Source organism: Flavobacterium foetidum (assembly GCF_004634245.1).
GTDB classification, from domain to species: domain Bacteria; phylum Bacteroidota; class Bacteroidia; order Flavobacteriales; family Flavobacteriaceae; genus Flavobacterium; species Flavobacterium foetidum.
This window is the reverse complement of sequence record NZ_SJTF01000018.1, coordinates 60,827-73,554: the sequence shown is the minus strand read 5'-3', so window position 1 is coordinate 73,554 and position 12,728 is coordinate 60,827. Positions and strand designations below refer to the sequence as shown.

Genomic DNA, 12,728 nt, shown 5'->3' with positions numbered 1-12,728 from the left:
TAAAACTTTTATTTAAGTCGCTCAAAAATAGAGTGGCTTTTTTGTTTACCATTATGAGCACTTTAAAAAACCAACAGAAAAAAGAAAATCTATCTTTGCAATCTCAACTATTCCTTTCTTAAAGTCAATGCCACAAAAAAAGAAATCTATTTATACCCTTCAATTCATTTTGCTTTGTTTGAGTTCTCTTTTGTTCTCTTCAAGTTTTAATATGATTATACCGGAATTGCCTAGTTATTTAAGCAGTTTGGGTGGTGCAGAATATAAAGGATTTATCATTTCATTGTTTACGCTTACGGCTGCTATATCGCGTCCTTTCAGCGGAAAACTAACTGACAAATGGGGGCGAGTTCCCGTAATGGCGGTTGGTTCTGTAGTATGTCTGATTTGCGGATTTCTGTATCCGATTTTGAGCTCTGTTTCCGGATTTTTATTATTGCGATTGGTTCATGGTTTTTCTACAGGTTTTAAGCCTACGGCCACTTCTGCTTATGTAGCAGATATTATTCCGCAGGAACGTTGGGGAGAAGCTCTAGGAATGCACGGATTATGTTTTAGTATCGGCGGTGCTTTAGGTCCTGCCTTGGGTGGCATGATAGTTAATACGTTCGGAATTGATGTTATGTTTTACAGTTCCTCATTTCTTGCTTTTTTATCGATTGTCATTGTAATGAACATGAAAGAAACATTAGAAGTAAAAGAAAAACTTCATAAGTCAATGTTTTATATTGGACGAAAAGATATTATAGACATAGGAGCGCTTCCTGCAGGCGTCATTACTTTTTTCTCTTACACGGCTTACGGACTTATACTGACTTTAATTCCGGATTGGAGTGAACATATCGGAGCACAAAATAAAGGAGTCTTTTTTACGGCGTTTACAGTCGCTTCGGTTTTGGTTCGGTTTGGAGCTGGAAAAGTTTCTGATAGGCACGGAAGAACAAATGTTATTTTAGTCGGCCTTCTTATAACTTCTATTGCTTTGTTTACGATTAGCGAAGGCAGCAGCATCGCAGTTTTGTTAACAGGCGCTGCGATATACGGAATTGGAACTGGTATATTATCACCAGCAATCAATGCCTGGACAATAGATTTAAGTAATCCGCAACATCGCGGAAAAGCGATTGCGACAATGTATATTTCTATGGAATTAGGAATAGGGCTTGGTGCATTGCTTGGCGGAAGTTATTACAGCGACCAAATTGCTCGTATACCGCAAATCATAAAAGCAGATATTCTAGTTCTGTTTTTGGGAATTCTTTATCTTTCTTATTGGAAGAGGAAAGCCACTAAGAAAATCGAACCCAAAGATTAAAGCGGGATTTCAACAATAAAAAAACGATTTGAAACTTTTAATTGATTCATAAAATAATGTAACTTAGTGTAAAAGGCTTAAAAAAATAACGTCAAATTTTATACTAAATGCACTTTAAATATCTATTTGTTTTTTTCATTTTGTTTTCCATCCAATCCAATTCGCAAATTGTAGAGGAGAAGAAAAATTTCCGCGCCGCAGATTCATTATTAAAAGAAAACAGCTTTTCCGTTCACCGTGATAATTACTTTTTAACAGGTATTCCGCTTGATCAGGATATTACCAGAAATACTGCCGATGTAAAATATCAGGTGAGTTTTAAACTCAGATTGCGGTCTAAACCTTTATGGGGCGGTTTTTTTCCTTATTTAATGTATACTCAAAAAGCTTTTTGGGATATTTATGCGAATTCAAAACCGTTTTCAGAGATTAATTTTAATCCAGGTATTGCCATTGTTCGTCCTTTTTATTTGAAAGGAGGAAGGCTGACTTACGGAACAGTTTCATTAGAACATGAATCAAATGGAAGAGATTCCATTTATTCCAGAACTTGGAATATGCTTGCGTTTTCGTTGAAATCGCAGGTTTCTCCAAGATGGACAGTTGGACTCAGGGGCTGGATTCCTTTAGTGGATAAAGACGACAATCCCGGACTTACAAAATATGTAGGTTACGGAGAAGCCAGCGCCACTTATTTGATAAAACCAGGCCGTTGGAGCGCCGATGTTCTTTTCAGGAAAGGAAGCGGCCTCATAAACTACGGATCTCTTCAGACACAATTAAACTGGCGTCCGTACAAAAACGAAAATTATTATCTTACGCTTCAATGGTTTGTAGGGTATACCGAAAGCTTAATTGATTATCAGGAACATAAGAGTATGATTCGTTTAGGCTTTACAATCAAACCTGAGAATATGGGGATTTTTTAAAACAAAAGGCATACGGTTTAAGTATGCCTTTTTGATGTTTCAATAAAAATAAATTTTAGTGACTTTTGCTGTTTTCAAATCCTAGAACCGTAATCGTGTAAGGAGTTGCAGAAACTTTTATTTTCTTAGCGATTTTCATGTCTGTCAGGTTGAGTTGCAATAATTCACCTGTTGATGGAGAAGTGATGTAAGCAAAATTTTCTGTCAGCTGCATTTGTGGTTTTGAGGTTGCATCTGTCGCAGTTTCAGAAATTACTTTTCCTTCTTTTTCTGCCTGCAAACTGTTTAAGCTGAATAATTTAAATTCACCCGAGTGCAATAAAACACCCAATTTGCTTTTATCGTAACTTGTTTTACACTGCATGATAGTAGTGTTTTTAAGAATCGGATTGATGGTTTGGTTTACCACATCAATCAAGTAAGCGCCTTTTGCGGCAGTGTATCCAATGAATTTTCCTTTAGAAGCAGTTTCCAGAATTGTTCCGAACCAAGCCGTTCCAAAATCTTCAGGAAACGCAATAAGTTTTTGTTTTCCGCTGCTCTCGACCACCAAAACGCCACTGGCAGATCCGAAAACAGCGTAAGTTCCGTCTGAAGCATTTCCGTGAATTCCCTTTGTAGAAAGCGCCGCTTCAAACAAAGTTTTTCCCGTATTATCAATAATTTTCACTTTTTCAGGAAGTGTTCCGGCAACTGTATTGTCTTTTTCGGTTATGGCATAGGTTCCGTTTGCAAACGAAGCCATAGCGCCATGATGTGCCAAAAGACCAGCATTGATTGTTTTAAATTTAGCTCCAGCTGTATTAATTTCAGATTCTTTGGCAACAGAAAGCGTTCCGTCTCCATCATTAAAAGTCAATAATTCTCCAATTTTGCTTTTAAAGTGAGTAGGAAGTAGTGACTGTCCTGTTAAGGCACCAAACTTCGGAAGTCCGTCTATATCAACGTGATCACCATGGCTTTCTAGGCCAGTATCAAAAGTTTCGACGGTATTGTCTGTACGGTGTATAATTCCGGCGTATCTTCCCGATTCTGTTGTGTAAAGCGAAGATTTTGCAAATTTTGCATTAAAAGAAGCTGTCGTAGCTTCAGATGGATTTACCAATGTCAGTTCGTTTGTTTTTTCGTCAGAAAGCAAAACCCTGATATGTTTGTATTCTAAAAGAGCTTCTTCTGGAATTTCATTAGTATTGTCGTCGTCATTGCTGCAAGAAACGGCAAATAAGGATAATGCAGCCAAGTAAACCAGCTTGAAATAATTGTTTTTCATTGTAATGGATTTTAAATTAGTATTTGTATTTATTATTCTTTAAGGATTAATTACTTAATAAAAAAGGAAGCTTAAGTGATAGTATAATGTTTCGGCCCGCTTCAGGAAGTTCAATCAATCTATAAAAGCTCGTGTGATTGAGATAACGAGTATTGAACAGATTTTGAACCTGAAGACTTAAAATCAAATCTTGTTTACCAGATCTGATTTTGGTTCCCAATCCTAGATTTATCACGTTGCTCGCATCCGTTTTTTTCTCTGGCGGTACAATTTGGTGTTGCGGTGCTGTGTATCGATAATCAACAGAAATATAGGTATCTCTTAAGTTTTTAATTTCCGGGTTGTATGTCATTCCAAACAAAACAGATGCGGGAGGAGAAAAGGGCAGTGTGTAGCCTTTTTTGCTTCCCGACAGCTGTTCAGAATAAAGATATTCTGCCAGAATCTCGACGCTTAGCTGTTGCAGTAACTGATAACGAGTCTGCAATTCTCCGCCATATCGCATCACTTTGCTTTGCTGATATTCAAAAACCTGGTTTCCTGCACCATAGTAAATGTCATGTTGCGAAGTTGGATTAAGGTATATATAATTCGGAAAATAATTAAAAAACGGACTCAGCTGTACCGACCATTTAGAAGCCTGCCATTCTATACCTAAATCAAATTGATAAGAACGCTCTGGGTTTAAATCAGCGTTTCCTTTTTCAAATCTGAAGTAATGATAATTGACGCCGTTTGAAGCCAATTCTTTAGCAATCGGCATTCTAAAACTGGTTCCAAGGTTGGCTTTTACGGATAACGCTCCTGGAGAGTAATTGACTCCCGCCGACCAGTTGAAACTGCTGAACTGCTTCGTTAAATTTTCTGAACGTTTTAAAAATTCTTGAGTTGTCTGGCCGTTTTCTGTGATTTCGCTCGGAAACCAATCTGCATATTGTTTCATCTTGATCTTGCCATAATCTGCACGTACCGCACCGTGGAGCAACCACAATTCATTCAATTGCAATTTATCATACACGAAAATACCGCTGCTGAATTGCGTGAAAGCAGGAATCAAAAAACTCCAACCATTGATAGAATTCTGTTGTTTTTCGGCATTAGCTCCGACTGTAATTTGATGTTTATTCAGCGAAAATTGATCTTTAACTGCAATAGAAAATACCTCTTTGTCATACTGTCTTTCTAAATCTTGAGGGGCATACATGTCATCAGGATAAATAGGTGGCATGTAACCGTGATTAACATAGTGACTCCATTCGCGGCGAAAATTTTTCTGAAAGCCTACTTGTGTTTCCATTTGATGATTTCCGACATCAAAAGAAGTTGTATTGCTTATTTTATGATGCGTTACCTCCTGAAAAGGCATCAAAATATCCCTGCTCGATTTATCATGAAGCGCAGCATCTACATTGCGAGGCTCAAGTCCGTGGGCATTGGCAAAAAAACCGCTTTTCGTATATACTCGGGTGAAGTATACTATCGATTTGAATTTTTCGCTTACAAAACCAGCGCTTCCGTGTAAATCAAATTCGCGGCCAGCCGTGTTTCGCAACTGATTTTTATACAATCGAACGGCATAATTATAGACATGCACGGTGTCTGTTGGAACCCGATAATCGCCATAATCCATCACGGTCATTCTAGTATCGAAGAACCATTTTTCTTTACGCCCAAAAAGATTAACCGATCCTCCAAATTGTTCATTGTTGCTTTTTCCGGTAAAATCAATGTTCCCACCTAAAACATTTTTTGCAGGAACAGGTACTGGTTTTATATTTACCGCACCGCCGATGGCATCTGAACCGTACATAAAGGAAGACGGCCCTTTAATAATCTCTACGCGGTTTACAGCATACTGATCAATTTCAAGACCGTGATCTGCTCCCCATTGCTGTCCTTCATGCTTAATTCCGTTTTCGACAACAATAACCTGATTAAAACTTAGTCCACGGATCAACGGTTTTGAACCGCCCGAGCCAATGGAAATCGTTTTTACGCCTGGCAGACGCTGTAAGGACTGCATCAGGCTTCCGCCAAGATTGCGCTGGATGAAACTGCTGTTTACGGTTTCAATGTTTAATGATTCTTCTTTTTTTCGCCTACCTTCATAACTTTCGGAAACAACCACTTCTTGCAATTCTTTTACTTCTGGAAGCAAAAAAATATCCGAAACGATAATTTCGTTTTTTTCCATTTTGAGCTTAGTTTCATAGACAGCATAACCCGAAAAGCGAACGGTTAATTTTATGGAGTTTTTCGGGATTCCATTTAAAATGAAGTTGCCGTTTTTGTCTGTTACAGTACTGATTCTTGCAGGAAAAACAGTAACAGAAGCGCCTTCCAGAGGTTTACGTTCATTAGAAAATACAGTTCCAGATAAACGAACGGTTTGTGCCGAGGTTTTTGAAACAGATGCAAGACAAAAAAGCATTAAACAGAAAGTCAGTAATTGGATTGATTTATTTTTCGGCATTAAAATCTATTCTATAATTTTTATACTTAAACCTTTAATGGTCTGCCATCCTTCCTTATCCGTCAAGCGGATCATAAAATGATAATCTCCAAGATCGATATCTGAAGGAATGTTTATTTCTTGAATTGCTTCGTAAGTTTTTTGTCCAGAAGGAATGGTTGCTGAATTAATGTAAAGCATCGGGTTTACAGGTTTTTTGACAGCATCTGCAATACAATTGTTGACTTCTGTACTATGCGTATGATGATCAAAATTATGATGAATGTCGAGGCTGTACGAACCCAGCTCTGCATTGTCGCTAAATCTTGCTCTAAACGTTATTTTCTGCCCGCGCTTAATTTCGCTGCACTGTATCGGGAAGGCATTTGGAAAAGCATTATCGATGACAGGATATTCTTTATCGGTTTCAGAAGTGTCGCTTTCGCATGACGCAAGAAAAAAGGTGCTAGCCAAAAGGCTTAAAATAAATTTTAGGATTTTCATAGGGAGAAATTTTACAGTTTAAATAAGTTTATAATGAAACAGGAACATCTATAACTTGTGAAAAATTGATGTTGTACGTTGTGTTTTTATAAACAGCCAGGTAAATATAATCTCCAGTTGCCCAAGCTCGTGTTCCTGTAATATCCTGCGGATTAGGACTGTTGTTGTCTTTTGCGGCACCAATTTTAAGTACTGGCATTTGTCTGACTACAGTAAAATTTGCATCGATTGGCGTATTGGTAAATGTGCCGACTTCTGTCATGTTTTTATGTTCGTAAACATCGTAAACGATTACTTTGCTGAAATCAATCTGGTCGACACTTTCTGGTTTGTGTTTTGCAGCTTTATTGATTAAAAGCAAATACATAATTCCGTCTCCTTTAACACCGCTAATACTCACCTGAGAAGAAAAAACATCAGCTGTTTTAAAACTGGCGCCTTCCTGATAGTATTTTCCTTTTCTAAAGAAAAAGTTATCATTCTGGAATACGGTAAAAACAGTAGCTGTTGGATTTACAGGAAGATTTCCCGCTGCATAAATGTTGAGGTTTTTCTTTACTTCGAGTTTGGTGCCGTTTTGGTCGGTTATGATTATAATGAAATCATATTTTCCTTCTGCGGCATCAGACGGAATGTCAAAATGCTTGTGAATAGTTGTGTTTTTTGCTCCTGCATATTGCGGCCAGCTGATTTCATGAGACCAGACTTTGCTGTAGTTTTCTCCAGCGATTTGCTGAATTTTAATTTGTACGTTTTCAATTTTATCTCCAGCAATCACTTCGGCATTAAAATGGAAATCTTCACCAATAGTGCCAATTTCATTATTGCCCAGTCCAAGTTCGATTTTATCGATTGTTGGCTTGGCGGTTTCTGTTTCGTTTGGATTGTCGTCATTATCGCAAGCTGTAAATGCAAAAGCACTGACGAGAAAAGCAATGAGGATTTTTGTAGTTTTCATTTTTTCTGATTTGATTTTAATTGTATTCATATATAATTTGGGTTACGAATGGGAGAAAAACGAACAGGAAAGTTTTATTTGTTTTTTGATTTGTAACCAAAAAACAAAAACAGCGATTGCTTGTAAACAAGATTCGTAATGAGAAAAGGAAAGGAAGTATTCAGAACCAATTCGATTCGGCCAAAACTGACAGAATGTATTGCTCTCGATAGATGTGAAATAAGTTTACAATGCTGTTAATCAGTTGTGTAACTGATTAATTGTTTCTTTTGAAAAGATGTAATTTCCGTTAAAAATGAATAAATATTTATGCCCAATCCAGCTCGTAGATTAGAATCACAAAGAAATTTCTTTTTATCAAAAAGTAGAGATTGTAGTCCTATTTCAGAGAAAAGTGAATACCTGACTAAATGGTTGGGGGCGCACGAAGTGCAAACAACGATCCTTTGAAAAAGGATGAAGACGATTTGAAATAAAAACAAACCTTTGATGAAATGTCCGCAACTTTGTAAAAGCTAAAAGATACGAACGAAAAGGTACCAATTGGACTGAATTTGAAGTGGCAAATCGCACATTCCTCATTGGAGTGGTGGTGCTTTTTGAATTCTGTTTTGTCGCTGTGGTACTGTTTTACAATTTTATGCGAAGAATCATGAGACTGAATATGCTCGTAAGAATGTATGGCTGGAAATAGTATCGCAAATAGTACTACCAGCGGCATAAGAAGATTAATAAATTTTAATTTCTTTTTCATTCTAATGAATCAGTGCATAATTTTAAGTATTGCAAATATAGAATACTTATTTTTAAACGCAACATTGTTTCATTAGAAATATTTCTTTATTTTTTGATAAATGCGATTCTAAGTGAATATAAAATCATTTTGAACGTTCTGGATTAAGTACTATTCTAAATTCCGCCATAGCGAAGTGTCGAGCCCAGGATAAGCATCGTTATTCCAATCATGGTCACAGTTACAATTACAATGGCCATTTTCCAGATAGAATTTGGACGAAGATTTGGAAGAATATAAAATTGTGCACAGACAGCACAGCAAAATGTTGCAAAAAGAAGCAACAGTTTAATTGAAATGACTTTTTCGAACCCTGCTTTAAAATGAAACCAAGATTCAAAAGTTACTCCAAAATCAATTGCCATCCAGATTCCTGTAAGAATTAACAAAACCAAAGACGACATTCCGAGTTTCTCAAATTTCTTTTCAAAATTTAGAATGAGTGCAGGATTTTTTTCTTTTAAGGCCGTTGGAAGAATGCAAATCATAAGAAACAAATGCCCGCCGACCCAAACTGTCGCGCTTAAAAGATGAATTATCAGTACGAGGTGATGTAGTGTCATAATGCATTTTTTATAATGTTAGCCCATAGTATTCTTTCAGCTTTCGCACATTTCTTTTGTTTCCAACTTGCATTGCATGATTATAAGTAATGCTGCAGTTAACATATTCGAAAATTCTATGAATGGAATCGTAATTTCATGTCGTTCTGTAAACGATATAGCATGACTGTTAAGCTTTTTGATTTCTTCTGAAGCTAAATCGAAATTGCGATGCTCACTCGTGTAGAAATTGGTCATAAGTTGCTGCAATTCTTTTTTCAGTATGTCAAAAGCATTGTAATCATTTGGATAATGTATTTTTGGGAATTTCGGAATTAAAATCGTAGAAGTAAAAGTAAATCTGGCAATGGTTCTGCCGACATTTTCAGATGCTTGATGCGCAAAAACCAAAGCCTCTAAAAGTGAATTTGATGCTAAACGATTTTTTCCGTGTAAACCCGTTCTGGCACATTCGCCAATGGCATAAAGATTTTGAATAGCCGTAACACCATTTTTGTCGACCTTAATGCCACCGCACTGATAATGCGCAGCCGGAACAATCGGAATTAAATCTTTTTCTGGTTTAATTCCCAATTCATTGCAATGTGAAGTGATGACAGGGAATTGCTGGTAAAAAGAATTTTTATCCAAATGTCTGCAATCTAGAAAGACATGTTTTTTGGAACTTGACTGAAGTTCCTTATTTATGGCATTTGAAACCACATCACGAGTTGCCAATTCTGCTCTTGCGTCGTATTTAAAAAGAAATCTTTTGCCTTCTTCGTTTACGATATGCGCTCCGTAACCTCTTACAGCTTCTGAAATAAGAAACATTGGATTTTTTCCGCCTGACGCCAGAGCGGTTGGATGAAACTGAATATACTGCATATCGACAATTGTTGCACCTGCACGCGCGGCCAATGCGATTCCGTCCCCCGTTGCAATTTTCGGATTCGTGGTGTGTGCAAAAAGCTGTCCGCATCCGCCTGTACAAAGCACAATTGTTCGGGTTCTAATGTATTTTATCGTATTGTGCTTTTTGTTGTAGAAGAAAGCTCCTGTACAAATTGGTTTGTCGTTTTTGGTTTCGGTGCAAAGATCAATGACCATATGATTTTCCAAAAGTTTAATATTGGGAAAACCTCTAATAATCTTGAGTAATTTTTTTTCAATTTCCAGTCCAGAACTGTCTTTGTGATGCAGAATCCGATGTTGCGAATGACCTCCTTCAAGACCTAGATTCCATTCTCCTTTTTCGTTTTGGTCAAAAGATGTTCCTATTTCAACAAGTTCTTTTAATCTTTCGGGAGCTTGTTTGACCACCATCTCTACGATTTCCCGCTCGCAAAGACCATCACCAGATTGAAGCGTATCTCTTATATGCTGTTCAAAACTGTCTTTTACAACATCTGTCACAACGGCAATGCCACCTTGAGCAAGTTGTGTGTTGGTATTTTGAGCAGTTTCTTTAGTCATTATAACAATAGACAAATCAGGACGTTTTTTGGCTGTTTTCATTGCAAAAAACAATCCTGAAATACCAGAACCTACTATAAGAATATCTGTTTTTAGCATATTGTTTAGATTTGAGTTTGGCATGGCTAAGATAGTTCGAGCATTCTTTCGATAGGTTTTAGAGCCTCGACTCTAAGTTTTTCAGAAACAATCATTTCAGGACTTTCATTTTTAAGGCATAAATACAGTTTTTGTAGTGTATTCATTTTCATGAAAGCGCATTCGCTGCAAGCGCAGGTATTATCTTCTGTGGAAGGAGCCGGAATCAGCATTTTATCAGGTACGGCTTTTGAAAGTTCATGCAGTATCCCGGCTTCCGTTGCCACAATAAAAACATTAGTAGGATCTGTTTTTATAAAATTGATAATTCCCGAAGTCGAACCAATATAATGCGCCACTTTTAGAATATGGCTTTCAGATTCTGGATGCGCCGCGATTTTGGCTGTCGGGTTTTTAGTATATATTTCAATGAGTTTATCTAATGAAAATGCCTCATGCACAACACACGAGCCTTTCCATAAAACAAGTTCGCGTTTGGTTTCCTTTTGAAGATAATTTCCCAAGTTCTGGTCTGGTGCAAATATGATTTTTTGCTCTAAAGGTATCGAGTCTATGATTTTTTTTGCATTTGCCGATGTGCACACCAAATCGCTCATCGCCTTTATTTCTGCCGAACAATTGATATAAGTAATGACAATGTGATCAGGATATTGATTTTTAAAAGCTTTAAAGTCAGTTGGATTGCAGCCATCCGCAAGAGAGCATCCGGCTTCCCAGTCGGGAAGGAGGACCTTTTTGTTTGGATTTAGAATTTTAGCGGTTTCCGCCATGAAATGAACACCAGCAAAAACAATTATCGAAGCATCTGTTGCCTGTGCTTTTTTAGATAATTCAAGACTGTCTCCAATAAAATCAGCAATTTCCTGAATGTCTTCATCCTGATAATAATGCGCCAAGATTACAGCATTTTTTTCCTGTTTTAACCTGATGATTTCTTGTACTAGAAAATCCTTATCCATTGTTTGACTCTTATTTACCATTGCAGTCGAAAAGTTTTAGAAGCTGTTTTTGAAATGCATTAATGCACTATTATTTTCAGGGTAAATGTACAATCAGCAATTTTTTTAAATTATGATTTTAATCATACTGATTGATTTTTGTTTTTATAGATTCATAAAATATTAAAAAGAAAAATTAGTGTTCTTGATTGATTTTTCTTGCTTTTTTAAAATTGTAATGTATTATAATACCGTATTTTAACTTTTTTTTGCTTAAATTTGAGTGAATAATTCTAGCCAAATAACAATATGGAAAAATTAAAACGACCAGTTTATCTTAAACCTGGAGATGATGATTTTTTTAAAAAGATGCGTTTAGAAGTGCATGAAACAGTCTTGAATAATTCATCTTTGTATCTACTGAATGTTGTAAAATCTTTAGGTCTTGTTGTTGTTTTCTTTATATTTTACACCTGTATATTACTTTTTGGCAATCAGACCTATCTGTTGTTTCTCTTTTACATTTTGTCAGGCATTACGATGATTGTGCTTTTTATTAATGCTTTTCATGATGCTGCACATGGTGCGTTGTTTAAAAAACCGAAGCATAACAAATGGTTCCTGTATGTGTTGGAACTTTTTGGCAGCAATCATTGGCTTTGGATGCGTCGCCATATCGGACTACATCATGCGTATCCAAACGTGCCCGATTGGGATGTAGACATTAAACAAAGTGACATAATCCGAATTTTTCCCAATAGTCCTTTATTAAGTTATCATAAATACCAGCATATTTACATGTGGTTTATTTATCCGCTGTATAGTCTTAATTGGTTGTATATTCGAGATTTTAAGGATTTTTTTGGGAAGAAGGATAATTACGTTATGAAAGTTGTAGAAACAATTCCGAAGCCCGAAGTTTACAGACTTTTTGCAGCAAAAATCATCAACCTTTTTTATCTGCTTTTTGTTCCGATGCTGGTTTTAAATCAGCCGTGGTATATGGTTCTTTTCGCTTGGCTGGCTATGCATATGTGCGGCAGTGCTTTGGGTGTTATTGCGCTCATTTCAACACATGTTGACGAAGATGCGCATTTTCCGCATGCCGATGAAGACGGAAATCTTTCTGCTACATGGGCCATGCATCAAATGATTGTAACGAAAGATTTCAGCACCGAAAGCAAATTGGCCAATTTCTTGTACGGAGGTTTTACGCATCATATCGCACACCATCTTTTTCCGGCCGTGGGGCATACGTATTATCCTTATATCACGCCAATCATTAGACGTTATGCTGCTGAGTATGATCTTCCTTATACGTCATATCCTTTTTATCACGCTGTTCGTTCTCACTTCAGAATGCTTAAAAACAAAGGAGTAAAGGAGAATATTTTAATGACGGGTGAGATTTGATTTATCGAGTGTAAATTATTCAATTAAATTATTTTGTTT

10 protein-coding genes are annotated in these 12,728 nt (G+C 36.7%); 3 read left to right on the top strand and 7 right to left on the bottom strand.

Features of this window, described 5'->3' with window-relative positions; genetic code table 11:
* Window positions 1–127 precede the first annotated feature (127 nt).
* Both E0W73_RS19535 and E0W73_RS19530 read left to right on the top strand, forming a co-directional pair.
* Window positions 128–1,315, top strand: coding sequence for an MFS transporter (locus E0W73_RS19535; protein WP_135223723.1), 1,188 nt, complete (start codon window positions 128–130; stop codon window positions 1,313–1,315).
* Between the two features lie 107 nt (window positions 1,316–1,422).
* Window positions 1,423–2,244 carry a phospholipase A gene (locus E0W73_RS19530; RefSeq protein ID WP_135223722.1) on the top strand — a complete coding sequence of 274 codons (822 nt, stop codon included), beginning with the start codon at window positions 1,423–1,425 and terminating at the stop codon, window positions 2,242–2,244.
* A 55-nt stretch (window positions 2,245–2,299) separates the two neighbouring features.
* Here the strand turns inward: E0W73_RS19530 and E0W73_RS19525 are convergent, their stop codons facing one another.
* The 7 genes from E0W73_RS19525 to nadA all read right to left on the bottom strand — a co-directional run bounded on the left by E0W73_RS19525 (window position 2,300) and on the right by nadA (window position 11,297).
* Window positions 2,300–3,514 (bottom strand): hypothetical protein, encoded by a 1,215-nt coding sequence (locus E0W73_RS19525; protein ID WP_135223721.1) that lies wholly within the window; start codon window positions 3,512–3,514, stop codon window positions 2,300–2,302.
* Between the two features lie 46 nt (window positions 3,515–3,560).
* Window positions 3,561–5,987: a TonB-dependent receptor gene (locus tag E0W73_RS19520; RefSeq protein WP_162847735.1), complete on the bottom strand. Its 2,427-nt coding sequence runs from the start codon at window positions 5,985–5,987 to the stop codon at window positions 3,561–3,563.
* Window positions 5,988–5,993: 6 nt separating this feature from the next.
* Window positions 5,994–6,470, bottom strand: coding sequence for a DUF4625 domain-containing protein (locus tag E0W73_RS19515; protein ID WP_135223720.1), 477 nt, complete (start codon window positions 6,468–6,470; stop codon window positions 5,994–5,996).
* 28 nt (window positions 6,471–6,498) lie between these two features.
* Window positions 6,499–7,428, bottom strand: a complete 930-nt coding sequence (locus E0W73_RS19510; RefSeq protein ID WP_162847734.1) for a DUF4625 domain-containing protein — start codon at window positions 7,426–7,428, stop codon at window positions 6,499–6,501.
* Between the two features lie 909 nt (window positions 7,429–8,337).
* Entirely contained in the window at window positions 8,338–8,784 is a 447-nt protein-coding gene (locus E0W73_RS19500) for a CopD family protein (RefSeq protein WP_135223717.1), read from the bottom strand.
* A gap of 36 nt (window positions 8,785–8,820) precedes the next feature.
* Window positions 8,821–10,338, bottom strand: coding sequence for an L-aspartate oxidase (gene nadB, locus E0W73_RS19495; protein WP_135223716.1), 1,518 nt, complete (start codon window positions 10,336–10,338; stop codon window positions 8,821–8,823).
* A gap of 26 nt (window positions 10,339–10,364) precedes the next feature.
* Window positions 10,365–11,297, bottom strand: a complete 933-nt coding sequence (gene nadA / locus E0W73_RS19490) for a quinolinate synthase NadA (protein ID WP_135223742.1) — start codon at window positions 11,295–11,297, stop codon at window positions 10,365–10,367.
* A 288-nt stretch (window positions 11,298–11,585) separates the two neighbouring features.
* Here nadA and E0W73_RS19485 point away from each other — a divergent pair, with 288 nt between their 5' ends.
* Window positions 11,586–12,689: a fatty acid desaturase family protein gene (locus tag E0W73_RS19485; RefSeq protein ID WP_135223715.1), complete on the top strand. Its 1,104-nt coding sequence runs from the start codon at window positions 11,586–11,588 to the stop codon at window positions 12,687–12,689.
* The last annotated feature ends 39 nt before the right edge of the window (window positions 12,690–12,728 follow it).

What these genes read in the sequence shown, in the direction of transcription:
- E0W73_RS19535 (WP_135223723.1), top strand. Translation starts at nt 128, where the DNA reads ATGCCACAAAAAAAGAAATCTATTTATACCCTTCAATTCATTTTGCTT.
- E0W73_RS19530 (WP_135223722.1), top strand. Translation starts at nt 1,423, where the DNA reads ATGCACTTTAAATATCTATTTGTTTTTTTCATTTTGTTTTCCATCCAA.
- E0W73_RS19525 (WP_135223721.1), bottom strand. Translation starts at nt 3,514, where the DNA reads ATGAAAAACAATTATTTCAAGCTGGTTTACTTGGCTGCATTATCCTTA.
- E0W73_RS19520 (WP_162847735.1), bottom strand. Translation starts at nt 5,987, where the DNA reads ATGCCGAAAAATAAATCAATCCAATTACTGACTTTCTGTTTAATGCTT.
- E0W73_RS19515 (WP_135223720.1), bottom strand. Translation starts at nt 6,470, where the DNA reads ATGAAAATCCTAAAATTTATTTTAAGCCTTTTGGCTAGCACCTTTTTT.
- E0W73_RS19510 (WP_162847734.1), bottom strand. Translation starts at nt 7,428, where the DNA reads ATGAAAACTACAAAAATCCTCATTGCTTTTCTCGTCAGTGCTTTTGCA.
- E0W73_RS19500 (WP_135223717.1), bottom strand. Translation starts at nt 8,784, where the DNA reads ATGACACTACATCACCTCGTACTGATAATTCATCTTTTAAGCGCGACA.
- nadB (WP_135223716.1), bottom strand. Translation starts at nt 10,338, where the DNA reads ATGCTAAAAACAGATATTCTTATAGTAGGTTCTGGTATTTCAGGATTG.
- nadA (WP_135223742.1), bottom strand. Translation starts at nt 11,297, where the DNA reads ATGGATAAGGATTTTCTAGTACAAGAAATCATCAGGTTAAAACAGGAA.
- E0W73_RS19485 (WP_135223715.1), top strand. Translation starts at nt 11,586, where the DNA reads ATGGAAAAATTAAAACGACCAGTTTATCTTAAACCTGGAGATGATGAT.